Origin of the sequence: Janthinobacterium rivuli (assembly GCF_009208735.1) — a bacterium.
Taxonomy (GTDB): Bacteria; Pseudomonadota; Gammaproteobacteria; order Burkholderiales; family Burkholderiaceae_D; genus Janthinobacterium.
Genome location: NZ_WFLJ01000020.1, coordinates 20,596 through 36,526, shown reverse-complemented (window position 1 = coordinate 36,526; position 15,931 = coordinate 20,596). Strand labels below are relative to the sequence as shown.

The following is a 15,931-nucleotide window of genomic DNA, read 5'->3' as shown; positions in this document are numbered from 1 at the left end:
GCCGAGTATGGCGCCCCCGTCATTGAAGAAAAATGGGCTAAACTGATCAACATATCGGACGTGAATGTCTTGAATGGAGCGCAAATGGATAGCTTGGGCGGCATCGCCATGTTCGTGCAGGTGGCCGACAGCGGCAGTTTTTCGGCCACGGGGCGGCTGCTGGGCCTGTCATCGTCGGCGGTGGGCAAGAGCGTGGCGCGCATGGAGGCGCGGCTGGGTGCGCGCCTGTTCCAGCGCAGCACGCGGCACCTGGCGCTGACGGCGGAAGGGGAAAAATTCCTGCAGCGCTGCAAGCGCATCCTGGCCGAGGTAGAAGCGGCCGAGCGGGAATTGAGCGAGGCCAGCAGCGGCCCCAGCGGCCGCCTGCGCATCAGCCTGCCACGTTACAGCGGCTTGTTCGAGCCGGCCATCGGCGCTTTCATGCAAGCCTATCCTGCCATCGAACTCGATCTCGATTTTTCCGACGCCATGGTCAACCTCGTCAGCGACGGTTTTGACGCCGCCGTACGCACGGGCGAGCTGGCCGATTCAAGCTTGATGCGGCGCAAACTATGCTCATTCCGCCGCTTGCTGGTGGCGTCGCCCGCCTACCTGGCGCGCCATGGCCGGCCCGCCGATGGCGCCGCGCTGCTGCGACACGCGCGCCTGGACTACCGCTTTCCCGCCACGGGCCGCCTGGAGCCGTGGCCGCTGATGGACGCGCTAACCCAGCCGGCGTCCGGCATGGTCTGCAACAGCCTGGAAATGCGCGTCTTCCTGGCCGTGCAAGGGCAGGGCATCGCCTACCTGCCCGCGTTCGCCGTGCAGCGCGAGCTGGCGGCGGGGCAACTGGTTTCGCTGCTGGACGCGCATACGCAGGCACGCACGGCGTTCTGGCTGCTGTGGCCGGCCAGCGGCCATTTGCCGTCGCGCCTGCGCGTGTTCATCGATTTCCTGGTGGCGCAGTTACAGGATCAAACGCCACCGCGCGCCATGGCCGCACAATAGTGACTATTATTGGTGACGGTCCTTCCCGCACAGGGAAGGCGTTCCTATTCCGGACTAGGGAGACATCATGCACAGCGTACAAAAGATTACCCCGTGTTTATGGTTCAACGGCAACGCCGAAGCGGCGGCCCGGTTTTATACGGGCATCTTTCCCAATTCAAAGATCGGCCAGATCCTGCGCTATGGCGAGGAGGGCAGGGAAATCCACGGCCAGGCGCCGGGCAGCGTGCTGACGGTGGCGTTCGAGCTGGATGGCCAGACGTTCACGGGCTTGAACGGCGGCCCCCAATTCCAGTTTTCCGAGGCGATTTCTTTCCAGGTCAACTGCGAAACCCAGGACGAGGTCGACCATTACTGGCAGCTGCTGTCCGAAGGCGGCCCGAAGGAAGCCCAGCAATGCGGCTGGCTCAAGGACCAGTTCGGCGTGTCGTGGCAGATCGTGCCCACCCTGATGATCAAGCTGCTGACGGACCCCGACCCCGCCAAGGCCGGGCGCGTGATGCAGGCCATGATGGGCATGAAAAAGATCGACATCGACGCCATCAAGCGGGCGTATGCGGGGTAGCGCGGCCGCACGCCAGCGGCGCACCCTGTCCAAGATGGCCGGCATTTGTTATAGTCCCGGCCATCTTTCCCTCCGCTTACAGGCACTGCCATGACCACTAGCACCAGCAGCACCATCGCGCCCCGCACCTTCGGCACACCCCTGTCTTCCACCGCCATCAAGGTCATGCTGCTCGGTTCCGGTGAACTGGGCAAGGAAGTGATCATTTCGCTGCAGCGCCTGGGCGTGGAAGTGATCGCCGTCGACCGCTATCCGAACGCGCCTGGCCATCCGGTGGCGCACCGCTCGCACGTGATCGACATGAGCGACGGCGTGGCGCTGGCCGCCCTGATCGACCTGGAAAAGCCGGACCTGATCGTGCCGGAAATCGAAGCCATCGCCACCGATACCCTGGCGGCGCTGGAAGCGGCCGGACAGATCACCTGCATCCCGAACGCGCGCGCGGCCGTGCTGACGATGAACCGCGAAGGCATCCGCACCTTGGCGGCGGAAACCCTGGGCGTGGCGACGTCGCCATACCGCTTTGCCAGCAGCCTGCAGGAGTTGCAGCTTGCATGCCAGGAGATCGGTTTCCCGTGCGTGGTAAAACCCGTGATGTCGTCGTCGGGCAAGGGCCAGTCCAAGCTCGATGGCGCCGCTGATGTGGACGCGGCGTGGGCGTATGCGGCCAGCGGCAGCCGGGTCGATACGGGCCGCGTGATCGTCGAGGGTTTCATCGATTTCGATTACGAAATCACCCTGCTGACGGTGCGCGCAGTCGGCGCCTCGGGACAGATCGAGACGCAGTTCTGCGAGCCGATCGGCCACTTGCAGGTGCACGGCGACTACGTCGAATCGTGGCAGCCGGCCCGCATGGCGCCGCTGGCCCTCGAACGGGCGCGCGAGATCGCCCGCAAGGTGACGGACAACCTGGGCGGCCTGGGCCTGTTCGGCGTGGAGCTGTTCGTCAAGGATGACATGGTGTGGTTCTCGGAAGTGAGCCCCCGTCCGCACGACACGGGCATGGTCACCATGGCCAGCCAGGTGCAGAGCGAATTCGAGCTGCACGCGAAAGCCATCCTCGGCTTGCCCGTCAACGTGGCGCTGCGTTCGCCGGGCGCCTCGGCCGTCATCTACGGCCAGCTGGAAGCGAAAGGCATCGCCTTCGAAGGCGTGGCCGACGCCTTGAGCGTGCCGGGCGCCGACCTGCGCCTGTTCGGCAAGCCGGAATCGTTCACCCGCCGCCGCATGGGCGTGGCGCTGGCCACGGCCGACGATATCGACACGGCCCGCGCGCGCGCCGTGCTGGCCGCGTCCAAGGTGAAACCGGTGGCCCGCTGATGGCCGAAGCAGTGGCCGAGCACAGCCTGCCGCTGGCCGACGCCGGCGGCGACGCCATCAAGCGCAAGCTGCGCGGCCACATCGCGCGGCGCAACCTGGCCGGCGCCGCCAACGACTGCAAGTGGAATGAGCTGCTGGCCTTCATGCGCGGGCAGCAAGAATGGCTGCCTTCGTACCGCTATGGCTCCGTGTCCGGCTACGTCTCGGGCTGGGACACGGAGTGGGATTTCCACCCGCCGTTCCCGTTCATGGGCGTGGAATGGTTCGACATCAGCCTGTATTCGGAAGAACACGTGGGCATGCTGCTGCCAAAGACCATCATCGACCATGGCGTGTGGATCGTGCCCGAGCTGGCGCGCATCGGCTTCGATTTCGAGGTGCGCGGCCGGGTGGCGCGCATCTGGGGCTATCTGCCCCGTTCCTATCAAGACTTTCCACCTGCCGATTGACACCTGAAAAAACCTGCTGCGCGTACGCTCGCTACGGTTTTGTCAGGTGTCGTAAATAGAGGATTAATAACATGCCTGATAACGATATTCCCCAGGTAGCGCAACCGGACGACGCCGTCGTCGGCAAGGAAGCGGGCGCGCGCATGCTGGCCGCGGCCTGCGCCGCGCGCGACGCGTTTTATGTCACCTTGGGCACAGTAGATGCCGACGTGCTGGCGCCCCTCGTCAATCCGGCCTTCATGGGCGGCCCGCGCTGGCCCTCGTTGCGCCAGGCCTGGCGCGTGATCCGCCGGCCCGACTCGATCGTGATCGCCAGCGATGGCTTGAGCGATCCGTTCGAGGATGACGACGATGTGTTCGTGCCGCGCGGCCACCTGCTGGAAGTGTGCATCGAAGCGCCGCTGTCCGCCTTCGACGGCCAGGAAGTGGCGCAATCCTGGCTCTTCGACGTGATTTACCAGGTCAGCCAGAACGTGGCCGATCACGGCTCCATCGATTTGCTGGTGCAGCGCCACGGCAGCGTGTCGATGGTGCTGGACGTGCAGGATGCGCCCGAGGGACTGGAAGACGAGAACGAACAGGTGGGCGTGCTGCTGGCCCAGGGTACGGCCACCATTCCCCCATCCTTCGACACGCCGTACGGCGAAGTGATGCTGCTCACCGCCACCGTGCTGCAGCCGGCGGAACTGGCGCACATCGGCGAGGCTGCCGACAAGGCGCAGTCGCGGCGCGACCTGGCCGCCGCGCTGGCCGCCTCGCCGACGGGCCATTTGAGCGTGACCAGCCGTCCATCCGTCATTCCCCGCTAGGTTTTTCAACTGGCGGCACGGCCGCTTCTTCCGGCGTGGCGGCCGCCGCTTCCACGTTGGCGGCGGCGGGCGCCGGCGGCGGTTCGCGCCACTTGCCCGCCGCCCTCAGCTGATTCTTCAGCCCCGGCAGGGGAAAGCCCAGCGCATAGGCTTTTTGCGCGTGCGCGCTGGCCTTCTCGTACTCCTTCTTTTTCACGTACATCAGGCCCAGGTTGTACTGGATGGTGGCCTGCTCGGGCGCCAGGCGGCTGGCCGCGTCCAGCTGTTCCAGCGCCGTCGCATCCTGGCCCGTGGCCAGCAGGTAATTGCCGTACACCATGCGCGCCGTCACGTCGTGCGGCGCGTAGGCGATCGCCCGTTCGAAATAGCAGCTCACCGTGTAGCGGGCGCCCGTTGGCTGCGCGCTTTTCTGACGCAAGCCCAGTCTGGCCATCGAGGCCAGCGCCCGGTGGTGATTCGGGAAGTGTTCGAGCGTGTAGCTGATGTCGCCGCCCAGGCTGCCCGTGTTGCCCTGCGTGAGCGTTTCCACGGCGCGCGTGAAATGATAGCTTTCGACCACGGACAGGTCTTTGCGGTCTTCCGCGTTCATATAGTCGCCGCCCGTGGTGCCCTTGACGTAGGGAGGGCATGCGGCCTTGGCCGAAGCGCTTGCGCAGATGAGGGACAGGGTGCAGGCGATGAGCAGACGTTTCATGGTGTTCTCCTGTGGCTGACATGGTCCAGTAAATCGGCCAGCGACCGGCTGCGCGCCTGCCGCGTTTGCAGGGCGATGGTGCTGTCGCTGGCCAAGGGTGCGCCGCCCGCGCGCGCCAGTTCCAGGAAGCGCAGCAGCGCGCGCGCGCAGTCGCCGCTCGAGGCCAGCTGGCCGATGGTGTCGATACCGCACTGGCGCAGCTTGGCCGCGCTGTCGCCCGCCAGGTCGGTCAGCGCCAGGATGGGGCGGCGGCAGCGCAGGTATTCATACAGCTTGGCGGGAATCTGCGCGTTGCAGTTGGCTGCCTGCAGCAGCAGCAAGCCGTCGGCGGCCAGCATTTCCTGCAGCGCCGCGCCATGCGGCTGCAAAGGCGCCAGGGTCACCAGATCCTCGACGCCGTATTGCGCCAGCAATCCCGCGAGCCACGCATCGTGGCCCGTGGCGCGCAGCACCAGCTGGAAATTGCGCGCGTGCAGCACGCCGTCGCCGCGCAGCCGGGCCAGGGCCTCGAACAGCGCTTGCGGATCGCGCTCGGACGGGTAGATCACGCCGCTGTGCAGCAGCAGGAAGCGGCTGCGGTGGCCGCGCGGACCGTCCGGCGGCGCGACGCCCTCGTCATCGTCATGGCCATTCTCGATCAGGTGGAAACGCTCGCCCGCCACTTGTTCCAGGCGCCGCTGATGTGCCGCGATGGCGCCCGGCGTGGTGCAGACGATGGCCGCGCTGCGCGCCGCGATGCGCTGTTCGATCCATGCATGCATGCGGTGCAGGCGCGGCTCGGGCGGATACGGCGCCAGCGGATCGCTGTCATCCAGCATCGGGTCGCGCTGGTCGGCGATCCACGGCAGGCCGCTGAGTTTTTGCAAGGTCAGCGCGATCAGGTGCGCCGTGGCGATCGGATACGTCGACCAGATGGCGTCGGGGCGGTATTGCCGGATCATGCGCAGGCCGGCCGGCACGGCGCTCAGCCACCAGGAACTCCAGCGGTCGGGCAGCGCCAGGCAGCGCGGATAGCGCCCGCCGATGGCCAGGTGGCGCGCCGCATCCAGCGCCAGGGTGCGCCGCACGGTGGCTTGCGCGCCGCTCCGCGCCAGCTGGGAATCGCCCCGTTGCGCGTACGCGAGGGCGCTGGGGCTGAGCACGAGCGGCTGCCAGCCGCAGTCGGGCAGGTGGCGCGCGAAGCCCAGGGTGCGCAGGATGCCGCTGCCGCCGGCCAGGGGCGGAAAATGGTAGGCGATCATCAGCACGCGTTTTGGCCTTGGCGCTACCATGACTGCAGCCAGCGTGCGCACAGCTGTTCCACTTCGCCGCGCCAGGCGGCGCTGGCGAAGGTGTGGTTGGCGCCATCGACCTGCGCCCGTGTCCATTGTGGGCGGGCGGCCACGCCGCGCCACGCGGCATCGCCATCGAGCAGGGCTTGCCACTCCCGCGCGCCCAGGTCGTCGCCGCTGAGGACCAGCAGCACCTTGCCCTGGAATTGCGTCAACGCCCGCAGCAGGGCAGGCGCGGGCGCGTCGTCTTCCTGCGCCGCTTCCCGCGTGGCGGCCGCCACCTGGAGCAGCGACGTCAGGCTGGCGCCCAGCCGCACTTCGCCGCTGGCCAGCTTGCGCCAAAAGGCGCCTCGCAGCAGGCGTGGCAGATAATAGTGGCGCAAGGTGGCGCGCGCCAGGCCGGCGCCGCTGCGCACCCACGGGTTGAGCAGGACCAGCGCATGGACGCGCGCGTCGCTTGGCGCATGGCAGGCCGCCGCCGTGGCGCCGTCGCACAAGCCCCACAGCGCCACCTCGCGCAGCGCCGGCACGGCGGCGAAGAATTGCGCCAGCGCGCCGGCGATGTCGGGGCCGGCGGCGCGGTAGTCGCGCGCGCCACCCTCGCTGTCGCCCATGCCGCGCAAGTCGAAACGCAGCACGGGCACGCCGCGCGCGGCCAGGGCGCGCGCCAGCAGGACGAACTGGCGGTGGCTGCCCACGCGGTATTGCGGTCCGCCCGTGACGATCACCACGCCGCGCGGGCCGGGCGCGTCGGGCAGGCTGAGGATGCCGACCATGCGCGCCTGCGCCTCGTCGTCTGTGGCCGCACTGCGAAAGCGCAGGGCCAGTTCGTTCACGGTCCGCCCTGCGAGGTGCTGCTGAATGCTGTCGCGCTTCATGGCGGCGTCCTTTCCTCGTCTAGCCAGTCGCGGCACAGCGCACGCGTGGCGTCCAGCAGTTGCGGACACGCCAGCAGCTCGCCGCTGTGCCAGAACGGGCCGTCGCCGAAGCTGGCCACGTGGACGGCGGCGCCCTGGTCGCGCCATTGCCGCGCCAATGGCGGCAAGGGCGACGAAGCCTGTTCCGGCCCCTGGTAATCGAGCCAGTAGACGGGCACCGGCGGGACGGACGGCTGCAGCGCGGAGGCGCTGACGCCATCGATGGCGTGCGCCAGCTCGGGCGCCAGCAGGTAGCCGGCCACCTCCACGGAGTCACCCTGCGCCAGCGCGGCGCGCGCCTGGCCGGGCGCTTCCGGTGCGCCGCCGGCCAGCATGCCGCTGGCCAGGCGCAGGCGCAGGAAGCGGTCGATGACGCGCCGTCCATCGAATTCCGGTTGCCACAGCAGCAGACGCGCCAGGGGCAGCGGCGCGCGGCTGGCGAAATCGAGGGCCAGCAGGGCGCCCAGGCGCAAGCCCCACAGGGTCAACGGGCCGTCGACCCGCTGCGCCAGCCACGCGCAAGCCAGGTGCAGGTCGTTGTGCCAGATGTCCCAGCGCGCCTCGCCAAAGTCGCCGCTGCTGTCGCCGCAGCCAAACAGGTCGATCTGCAGCACGCTGTAGCCAAAGCTGGCAAAGGCGCGCGCCTGCGCGGCGGCCACGTGGCGGCTCTTGTTCAGTTCCTCGGCGAAGGGATGCACGTAGACGATGCCGCCGCGCGCGCCGCGGCCCGGTGGCGGCAGGTGCAGCAGGCAGTAGCGCTGGCCGCCGCTGGCGGGCAGGAAGAAGGGCAGCAGCGGCAAGGCGTCGAGGGCGGCGCGGTTCATGGTCGCAGCTTTGCAGAGACGAAATCGTGCAGCGTGCCCACGGTGGCGAAGTGGCGCGCGTGGATGTCGTCGTCGGCGACGGTGATGCCGAAATGGTCTTCCAGCGCGGTGATCACGCCGATCACGGCCATCGAGTCGAGCTCCGGCACGCTGCCCAGCAGCGGCGTGTGGGCTTCCAGCGCGCGTCCGTTCAAGCCCAGCGTGGTGTCGAGGATGTGCTTTACTGCTTCAAGATGCGGCATGTCAGCTCCAGGGAAGGGTAGTGCGGCAGGGAAGACGTATCGAAGGCCAGGCAGGGAACATCGTCCGGCCCGCGCGACAGGTGCAGATACGGCGGCAGGCTGGCGGCCATCCATTGCCAGCGCCCGCAGCGGATAAAGGTGGCTGTGCCCAGCGCGTGCGTGCCCAGGCGCGCATGGGCGCCCAGCGAGGCGCGGTTGAAGCGCGAGATGCGGCTGCACGACCAGCGCACGCCCTGCGCGTGCAGCACGGCGTTGGCCTCTTCCCACAGGCGGGCGAAGACCAGGCCGCCGCGCTGCTCGGGATGCACCCACACGTCCAGGTCCCATGAGGACTGGTTCGACGCCAGCGCATAGCGGGCGCGCACCTCGTCTTCCTGGCAGCCGTGGCGCAGCAGCCAGATCCAGCCCAGCATGCCTGACTCGTTGCGCGCCACCAGGCATTGCGCGCCTTGCCGGTAGCGTTCGCGCAGCGCGCCGGGCCGGCGTTCGGGGCCGGGCGGCAAGTCCGCCTCCGCCAGGCAGGGCGCGACGGCGATCGCCTGGCCGCGCCCGCGGCACAGCGAACCGGGCGCCACGGCCTGTGCGACGAATTGATAACGGTACAGCGCGCAGCGCCCGCCCGGTACGCGTTCCAGCAGCCGCGCCACGGCCAGCCACGCGCTGTCGCGCCAGCTCAGCTGGCGAAGGCTGGCGGCAAGCCGGTGTAACCGGGGAATAAGGGCGAAGCTGGCCATGGCAGTCACGGATGGGGCGGCTTTGCAGCCAACGCTGTCCATTAGAGCGCAGCGGCCAGCGGCGGTCTTGCGCGCGCTCAAGCTGTGTTGCTGAAACTGTTAATTGATCAAAATCAAGACCGCTGTGGCCGTTTGTCTGAATCATAGGGGAATGCATGGCAATCATGGCAACCCGGGGATGAAACGATGGCGACACTGATACACGATCTGATCTTTGAAACGGCGCAGCGTGCGCCCCAGGCGCCGGCCCTGTCGTGGCAGGGCGAGGAACTCGGCTATGCCGCGCTGGCGCAGTCCGTGCGCGAGGCGGCCGGCAGCCTGCTGAGCCTGGGCTTGCAGCGTGGCGCGCGCGTGGCCGTGTACCTGGAAAAACGCCCGGAAAACGTCAGCGCCATGTTTGGCGCGGCGGCGGCCGGCGGCGTGTTCGTGCCCGTCAATCCGCTGCTCAGGCCGGAGCAGGTGGCGTACATCCTGGCCGATTGCAACGTGGACATCCTCGTCACGTCGCGCGAACGCCTGGCGCAACTGGGGCCCGCGCTGGCCGCGTGTCCGGACTTGCGCACGGTGCTGCTGACGGGCGAGGGGCACGTGGAATCGCGCCTGGGCACGCTGCGCGTGCTGCCGTGGAACGCCGTGCCCGCCGATGTGCCCGCCTTTGGCGCACCCAGGCCGCATGTGGCGATCGACACGGACATGGCCGCCATCTTGTATACCTCGGGCAGCACGGGGCGGCCGAAAGGCGTGGTGCTGTCGCACCGCAACATGCTGGCGGGCGCCCTCAGCGTGTCGTCCTACCTGCGCAACACGCCGGAGGACCGCATCCTGTGCGTCCTGCCGCTCAGCTTTGATTATGGCCTGAGCCAGTTGACGACGGCGTTTGCCAGCGGCGCCTGCGCCGTGCTGATGAATTATCTGCTGCTGCGCGACATCGTCGAAGCCGTCGAGCAGGAAGTCATCACGGGCCTGGCCGCCGTGCCGCCGTTGTGGGTGCAGCTGTCGCAGCTGAGCTGGCCCTTGTCCACGCCCTTGCGCTACATCACCAATTCGGGCGGCGTGATGCAGCGCCCCACGCTCGACCGGCTGCGCCAGTCGCTGCCGCGCGCGCAGGTTTACCTGATGTATGGCTTGACGGAAGCGTTCCGCTCCACCTACCTGGCGCCGGAACAGCTGGAGCGGCGCCCCGATTCCATCGGACAGGCGATCCCCAACGCGGAAGTGCTGGTGCTGCGTCCGGACGGCAGCGTGTGCGACGCCGACGAGCCGGGCGAGCTGGTGCACCGTGGCGCGCTGGTGGCGCTCGGCTATTGGAACGACGCGGCCCGCACGGCCGAGCGCTTCAAGCCGCTGCCGCCGCAGGCGAGCGGCCTGGTGCTGCCGGAACTGGCCGTCTGGTCGGGCGACACGGTGCGCCGCGATGCGGAGGGCTATCTGTATTTCGTGGGGCGCAGCGATGACATGATCAAGACGTCCGGCTACCGGGTCAGCCCGGCCGAGATCGAGGAAGTCGCGTATGCGAGCGGTCTGGTGGGCGAGGCCGCCGCGCTGGGCCTGCCGCATGCCGTGCTGGGCCAGGCCATCGCCTTGCTCGTCACGCCCGCGCCGGGCGTGGAATTGTTGCGCGACAGCGTGCTGGCCGCCTGCCGCGCGCGCTTGCCCAGCTACATGGTGCCGCTGTGGGTGGAGATCCGCGACGGCGTGCTGCCGCGCAATCCGAACGGCAAGATCGACCGCCCCTTGCTGGCCAGGGAACTGGCGCGCGCGTATGCGGTCCAATCGGGAGACGCCGCATGAAAGACTTGATCCGCTCGAACGGTACGGACTTGCCGTCGCACGCTTCCCTGGGGCAGTTCGCCGTGGAGGGCGACATGCTGCAGATCGGCGGCATGTCCTTGCGCCGCCTGGCCCAGAGAGTCGGCAGCACGCCGTTTTACGCGTATGAACGCGCGCGCATCACGCGTCGCGTGGCGCAACTGCGCGCCGCCTTGCCCGCTGGCGTGCACGTGCATTACGCGATGAAGGCCAATCCCATGCCGGCCGTGGTGCAGTGCCTGGCGGGGCTGGTCGATGGCATCGACGTGGCCTCGGGCGGCGAACTGGCCACCGCGCTCGATACGACCATGGCATCGGAACACATCAGTTTTGCTGGGCCGGGCAAGAGCGACGGCGAGCTGGCGCGGGCCGTGGCGGCCGGCGTGCTGATCAACGTGGAATCGGGCGCCCAGCTGGAACGGGTGGCGCTGGCCAGTGAACGGCTGGGCGTGACGGCCAGGGTGGCCGTGCGCGTGAATCCCGATTTCGCCCTGCGTCGCACGGGCATGCGCATGGGCGGCGGCGCGCAGCCGTTTGGCGTCGATGCGGCCCTCGTGCCGGCGCTGCTGGGCCGCATCGGTCAGCTGGGGCTGGATTTCCATGGTTTTCATTTGTATGCGGGTTCGCAAAGCCTGTCGGGGGCGGCCCTGGCCGAAGCGCAGGCCCTCAGCGTGCAATTGGCCCTGCATCTGGCCGACAGCGCGCCGTCGCCCCTGCGCACGCTGAATATCGGCGGCGGCTTCGGCGTGCCGTATTTTCCCGGCGACCAGGCGCTCGACCTGGCTCCCGTCGCCGCAGGCTTGCAGCGGCAGCTCGCCATCCTGGACCAGGCGGCGCCGGACGTGCGCCTGAACCTGGAGCTGGGCCGTTATCTGGTGGCCGAGGCGGGCGTGTATGTGTGCAAGGTGCTCGAACGCAAGGTGTCGCACGGGCAAGTCTTTCTCGTCACGGATGGCGGCTTGCACCATCACCTGGCCGCTTCCGGCAATTTTGGCCAGCTGATCCGCAAGAATTATCCGGTCGCCATCGGCAACCGGCTGCACGGCGGTCCGCGCGAGGTGGCCTCCGTCGTGGGGCCGCTGTGCACGCCGCTGGACTTGCTGGCCGACCAGATGGAGATGGCGCGCGCCGAGGAGGGCGATCTGGCGGTGGTGTTCCAGTCGGGCGCGTATGGCTTGACGGCCAGTCCGACGGCCTTTCTTGGTCATCCGCTGCCGGCCGAGGTGCTCGTATGAGCGGCCTGTGCGGTTGGCTGGCGGCGCCTGGCGGCGCGGATGTCGGCGGCATGGCGGCCGATGGCGTGGCGCAAAGCGCGCTGGCCGGCATGGCCGCGCCCTTGTCGCGTTTCGATAGCGCGCCCCTGGCCGCCAGCTTGAGCGACGTGGGCGGTGTGGCCGTGGCCGCCATCGACGGCAGCCGCCATGTGTATCAGCAGGATGGCTTGCAGGTGGCCATCTGGGGCCGGCCCGAGCTCGACGGTTCGGCCGACGACGTGGCGTGCCGCCTCGCTTCGCTGTGGCTGAGCCGTGGCGTGGCCGCCTGCGCCAGCCTGTCCGGGTCATTCGCGCTGGCCATCCTCGACGCTTTTTCCGGCTCGGCCTTGCTGGCCGTGGACCGCGCCGGCATCCACCCCCTCAGCTATGCGGGCAATGCGCAAGGCCTGTTCTTTGCCTCCTCGCATGACGCCTTGCTGGCCCATCCGTCCGTGCGGGGCGCGCTCGACCCGCAAGCGCTGTATCACTACCTGTACTTCCACATGGTGCCCGGCCCGGCCACGGCGTACCTGGGCCAGCAGCGCTTGCTGCCCGGCGAATACCTGCATGTGCGGGGCGGCAGGCAATGCAAGGGCAGCTACTGGCAGCTGGTCTTCCAGGAGCCGGCGGCGCGCACGCGGGCCAGCTTCGCCGGCAACAAGCAGGAATTCCTGCGCCTGCTGCGGCTGGCCGTGGAAAGCAGCCTGGGGCCGGATGCGGACCGCACGGGGGCGTTTCTCAGCGGCGGCACCGACAGTTCCACCCTGGCCGCCATCATCGGTCAGGTGACGGGCCGGCCCGCGCGCACGTATTCCATCGGCTTCGACGCGCCCGGCTATGACGAAATGGCGTATGCCCGCCTGGCCGCCAGCCATGCGGGCAGCATCCACCACGAACGCTACGTGACGCCAAGCGACGTGCTGGCTGCGATCCCCGCCATGGCGGCCATCTTCGACCAGCCTTTCGGCAATGCGTCGGCCATTCCTGCTTACTATTGCGCGCAGATGGCGCGCGAGGATGGCGTGACGCGCTTGCTGGGCGGCGACGGCGGCGATGAACTGTTTGGCGGCAATGCGCGCTATGCGCACCAGGCCTTGCTGTCGCAGTACGAGCGCTTGCCCGTCATCTTGCGCCAGGCCATCATTGAGCCGCTGCTATTCCGTGAACAGAAAGGCAAGCCTTGGCGCCTGGGGGACAAAGCGCGCCGCTACATCGAGCAGGCCAGTCTGCCGCTGCCGGCCAGGCTCGACGACTACAACTTGCTGCTGCGCCATGGCCACCGCACGGTGCTGGAAGCGGGCTTCATCGACACCATCGATCCGGGCATGGCGCCCGGTTGCGTGAATGGCGCATATTGGGAGCGGCAAGGCCAGGGCTTGAGCCAGATCAACGAGCTGCTGGCGCTGGACATGCGCTTCACCCTGGCCGACAACGACCTGTTCAAGGTGCGCAAGGCGTGCGAGCTGGCCGGCGTGGAAGCGGCGTTTCCCTTCCTGCACGATGCGATGGTGGCGTTCGCTGCCCGCCTGGCGCCGCAGGACAAGCTCGACGGCAGACAGCTGCGGCCCTTCTTCAAGCGGGCGCTGGCCGAGATCCTGCCGCCGGCCATCGTGGGCAAGAAGAAGCACGGCTTCGGCTTGCCCTTCGGCCAGTGGCTGCACAGCCATGCGCCGCTGCGCGAATTTGCGTTTGACAATCTGACGCAGCTGCGCGGGCGCGGCATCGTGCGGCCCGCCTTCATCGATGACCTGCAGGGGCGCTTGCTGGCGGAACATCCGGCCTACCACGGCACCATGGTGTGGCTGCTGCTGATGCTGGAACAATGGCTCAGCCAGCATCCGGGCGCGCTGGGTGCGCTAGCAGGCGGTTTTGCCGCATGCGCCACAGAAACGCCAGGCGTCCTCGATCCCACGGCGTAAAGCGGGGCAGCTGCAGCAGGTCGAGTCCCGCGCCGGGACGCGACACACCCCAGTCCGTGGCGACGGCCGCCTGGAAACCCAGGCTTTTCACCATCGCCACGTGCGGCGCGCCATAGTCGCGCCCGGCCTTGCCATTGGGATACGCAAACAGGGTGACGGGCGCCTGGATCAGGCTTTCCAGCTGGCGCTTGCCATCGGCGATGTCGCGCTGCGCGGCGTGGTCCGGCAAGGTCGACAGGATAGGGTGGCTGGCCGTGTGCGCGCCCAGGCCCATGCCGGCCGCTTGCAGCTGGCGCAGCTGGGCCGTGCTCAGCATGGCGGGCGGCCCCGCCGTGGCGCCCGCCTGGCGGCGGATCCGCATGGCCAGCTGCTGGCGCCGGCCGAACGGCAGGTATTTGAGCTGGCCCAGCAAGGTGGCGATGGCTGCCTGCCGCTGCGCCAGGCTGGCGACGGGGAAGGTCCCCAGCGCGTCTTCGCGCAAGTCCAGCACGGGGCCTGGCGCCTGGCGCACGGCATCAATCACCGCGTCGTTCCACATCTGTCCGCCATTCAGATAGTCCGTGGCGATAAAAAACGTGGCGTGCCAGCCGTGGCGCAGCAGCAGCGGCAGGGCGACTTGCGCATTGTCGGCATAGCCGTCGTCGAAGGTGATACAGGCGGCGCGCGGCGGCAGGCTGCCATCCTGCAGGCGCCGCACGGCTTCGCTCAGCGGCAGGGGCGTATAAAAACGTTTTAACAGGCGCAACTGTCGCTCGAACAGGGCCGCATCGACTTCGCCGGGGAACAGGGGATCGGGCCGCGCTGGCACGCGGTGGTAGAGCAAGATCGACAAGGTGGCCGTCATGGCTGCTCCGCGATGGCCGCCCTGGCCTTGGCCTGGCCGGCCATGGTCGCCGTGGCTTGCTGTTCGACAATATTGCGCGTGGCAATCAGGGCGGCCATCAGGTAGTACGGCATGTCGAAGTACAGCAGGCTGAGGAAGGCACCGCCCACGGCAAAGCCGATCAGACTGGCCTGGCTCATGGTGGCCAGGCCGTGCGCCCAGCGCAATTCGGGCTTGCCCCGCGTGCGGTGGATGATGGCGGCCGCCGTGCGCCAGGTGGCGATGCCCAGCGCCAGGTATATCAGCAAGCCGACAAAGCCGTGTTCGCCCAGCACCTGGAAATAAATGCTGTGCGCCGCATGCACGTCCATGGGATTGGGCGCATAGCGGGCAAAGATGGCGGCATCGGACACGTCGAAGCCGCCGCCGAGGAAACGGTCGCGCGCCAGGTTCCACGCCATGCGCCAGGCATTCAGGCGACCCATGGCGGACACATCGTCCTGATAAGTGTTGATGGTATCCATGCGCTCGGCCCAGCGCTCTGGCATGAAGGCCAGCAGCAAGGGCGCGACCGCTGCGAGCAGCGCGCCCAGCACCAGCTTGCGGTCGCTTTTCAGCCACATGAACAGGCCCATGGCGGCGATGGCCAGCAGGCCGCCGCGCGAATACGAACCCAGCGCTGCCAGCGCCGAGAGCAGCATCGCCGCGGACAAGCCGTGGCGCACCCAGCGCCTGTCCGTGTTTTGCTGCAAATAATACATGAGGGGAATGGTGATGATCAGGGCCAGGGCCAGCGAATTGTTATCCCCGATAAAGGTTTCTTCCGGCCCCCAGACCCGTTCCGTGCCGCCGCTGCGGATGGTGAAGATGCCGCCTTTCACGCCGTAATAGCCGATCGAGCCCACCAGCACCCACACGAGGCGCACGATGTCGCGTCGCGTGCGGATCACCATCATGATGACAAAGCTCATCAGCATGATCTTCATGACCTTGTTCCACTGCATCCACGACGATGCCGGCAGCAGGGCGAACGGGGCAGTGACATTCATCCACGCGACGAACAGCAGCAGCAGCACGCTGACGGGCGTGAGCGGCAAGCTTTTCGGCTCGCGCGTCATGACCAGGCTGAGCATGGTGGCGATGGCGATGATGAAGGCGAAGGGGAAGTGGGTGGCAAAGCCCCAAGCTTGCGTGTGTGGATTCATTACGCTGACCCATATCCACATCAGGCCGCCGATGGGGGGCGACTTCAGGATGAAGGGCAGGGAACCCAGGATGATGATGATGATCAGTATGTCGCGCATGAAGGGGGATG

Annotated in this window: 16 protein-coding genes; 8 read left to right on the top strand and 8 right to left on the bottom strand. The window is 68.0% G+C overall.

The features are described from left to right. Positions 1–84: 84 nt before the first annotated feature. The 5 genes from GCN78_RS23620 (at position 85) to GCN78_RS23600 (ending at position 4,130) form a co-directional block, all read left to right on the top strand. Entirely contained in the window at positions 85–987 is a 903-nt protein-coding gene (locus GCN78_RS23620) for a LysR family transcriptional regulator (protein WP_152253884.1), read from the top strand. A gap of 67 nt (positions 988–1,054) precedes the next feature. After that, positions 1,055–1,552: a VOC family protein gene (locus GCN78_RS23615; protein WP_152253883.1), complete on the top strand. Its 498-nt coding sequence runs from the start codon at positions 1,055–1,057 to the stop codon at positions 1,550–1,552. Between the two features lie 90 nt (positions 1,553–1,642). Beyond that, positions 1,643–2,872: a formate-dependent phosphoribosylglycinamide formyltransferase gene (gene purT, locus GCN78_RS23610; protein ID WP_152253882.1), complete on the top strand. Its 1,230-nt coding sequence runs from the start codon at positions 1,643–1,645 to the stop codon at positions 2,870–2,872. Further along, the gene (locus GCN78_RS23605; RefSeq protein WP_152253881.1) at positions 2,872–3,321 is read left to right on the top strand and encodes a DUF6678 family protein; all 450 of its coding nucleotides are present in this window, start codon (positions 2,872–2,874) and stop codon (positions 3,319–3,321) included. The genes purT and GCN78_RS23605 overlap by 1 nt, the downstream gene beginning before the upstream one ends. Positions 3,322–3,392: 71 nt before the next feature. Then, on the top strand, positions 3,393–4,130 hold the full coding sequence (locus GCN78_RS23600; protein ID WP_152253880.1) for a hypothetical protein: 738 nt from the start codon (positions 3,393–3,395) through the stop codon (positions 4,128–4,130). Here the strand turns inward: GCN78_RS23600 and GCN78_RS23595 are convergent. Genes GCN78_RS23595 through GCN78_RS23570 form a run of 6 tightly spaced genes read right to left on the bottom strand, consistent with a single transcriptional unit; the run spans position 4,117 to position 8,812 of the window. Further along, positions 4,117–4,824: an ABC transporter permease gene (locus GCN78_RS23595; protein ID WP_226939796.1), complete on the bottom strand. Its 708-nt coding sequence runs from the start codon at positions 4,822–4,824 to the stop codon at positions 4,117–4,119. The two genes, GCN78_RS23600 and GCN78_RS23595, sit on opposite strands and share 14 nt — an antisense overlap. Continuing rightward, on the bottom strand, positions 4,821–6,065 hold the full coding sequence (locus GCN78_RS23590; protein WP_193316839.1) for a glycosyltransferase: 1,245 nt from the start codon (positions 6,063–6,065) through the stop codon (positions 4,821–4,823). The genes GCN78_RS23595 and GCN78_RS23590 overlap by 4 nt, the downstream gene beginning before the upstream one ends. Before the next feature lie 23 nt (positions 6,066–6,088). Then, positions 6,089–6,973: a hydrolase 1, exosortase A system-associated gene (locus tag GCN78_RS23585; protein ID WP_152253879.1), complete on the bottom strand. Its 885-nt coding sequence runs from the start codon at positions 6,971–6,973 to the stop codon at positions 6,089–6,091. Beyond that, complete coding sequence (locus GCN78_RS23580; RefSeq protein ID WP_152253878.1) at positions 6,970–7,836, bottom strand: hydrolase 2, exosortase A system-associated; 867 nt, start codon at positions 7,834–7,836, stop codon at positions 6,970–6,972. Before GCN78_RS23580 ends, GCN78_RS23585 begins: the two co-directional genes overlap by 4 nt. After that, positions 7,833–8,078, bottom strand: coding sequence for an acyl carrier protein (locus tag GCN78_RS23575; protein WP_152253877.1), 246 nt, complete (start codon positions 8,076–8,078; stop codon positions 7,833–7,835). Before GCN78_RS23575 ends, GCN78_RS23580 begins: the two co-directional genes overlap by 4 nt. Beyond that, complete coding sequence (locus GCN78_RS23570) at positions 8,057–8,812, bottom strand: GNAT family N-acetyltransferase (protein WP_226939795.1); 756 nt, start codon at positions 8,810–8,812, stop codon at positions 8,057–8,059. Before GCN78_RS23570 ends, GCN78_RS23575 begins: the two co-directional genes overlap by 22 nt. A 186-nt stretch (positions 8,813–8,998) precedes the next feature. On the opposite strand from GCN78_RS23570, the gene GCN78_RS23565 reads away from it, so the two are divergent. Genes GCN78_RS23565 through GCN78_RS23555 form a run of 3 tightly spaced genes read left to right on the top strand, consistent with a single transcriptional unit; the run spans position 8,999 to position 13,793 of the window. Then, positions 8,999–10,603 (top strand): acyl-CoA ligase (AMP-forming), exosortase A system-associated, encoded by a 1,605-nt coding sequence (locus tag GCN78_RS23565; RefSeq protein ID WP_152253875.1) that lies wholly within the window; start codon positions 8,999–9,001, stop codon positions 10,601–10,603. Then, positions 10,600–11,856, top strand: a complete 1,257-nt coding sequence (locus GCN78_RS23560) for a pyridoxal-dependent decarboxylase, exosortase A system-associated (protein ID WP_226939794.1) — start codon at positions 10,600–10,602, stop codon at positions 11,854–11,856. The genes GCN78_RS23565 and GCN78_RS23560 overlap by 4 nt, the downstream gene beginning before the upstream one ends. Beyond that, on the top strand, positions 11,853–13,793 hold the full coding sequence (locus GCN78_RS23555) for an asparagine synthetase B family protein (protein WP_152253874.1): 1,941 nt from the start codon (positions 11,853–11,855) through the stop codon (positions 13,791–13,793). Before GCN78_RS23560 ends, GCN78_RS23555 begins: the two co-directional genes overlap by 4 nt. Here the strand turns inward: GCN78_RS23555 and GCN78_RS23550 are convergent. Next, positions 13,702–14,637: a polysaccharide deacetylase family protein gene (locus GCN78_RS23550; protein WP_152253873.1), complete on the bottom strand. Its 936-nt coding sequence runs from the start codon at positions 14,635–14,637 to the stop codon at positions 13,702–13,704. The two genes, GCN78_RS23555 and GCN78_RS23550, sit on opposite strands and share 92 nt — an antisense overlap. Further along, positions 14,634–15,920 (bottom strand): putative O-glycosylation ligase, exosortase A system-associated, encoded by a 1,287-nt coding sequence (locus GCN78_RS23545; protein ID WP_152253872.1) that lies wholly within the window; start codon positions 15,918–15,920, stop codon positions 14,634–14,636. Before GCN78_RS23545 ends, GCN78_RS23550 begins: the two co-directional genes overlap by 4 nt. Between the last annotated feature and the right edge of the window lie 11 nt (positions 15,921–15,931).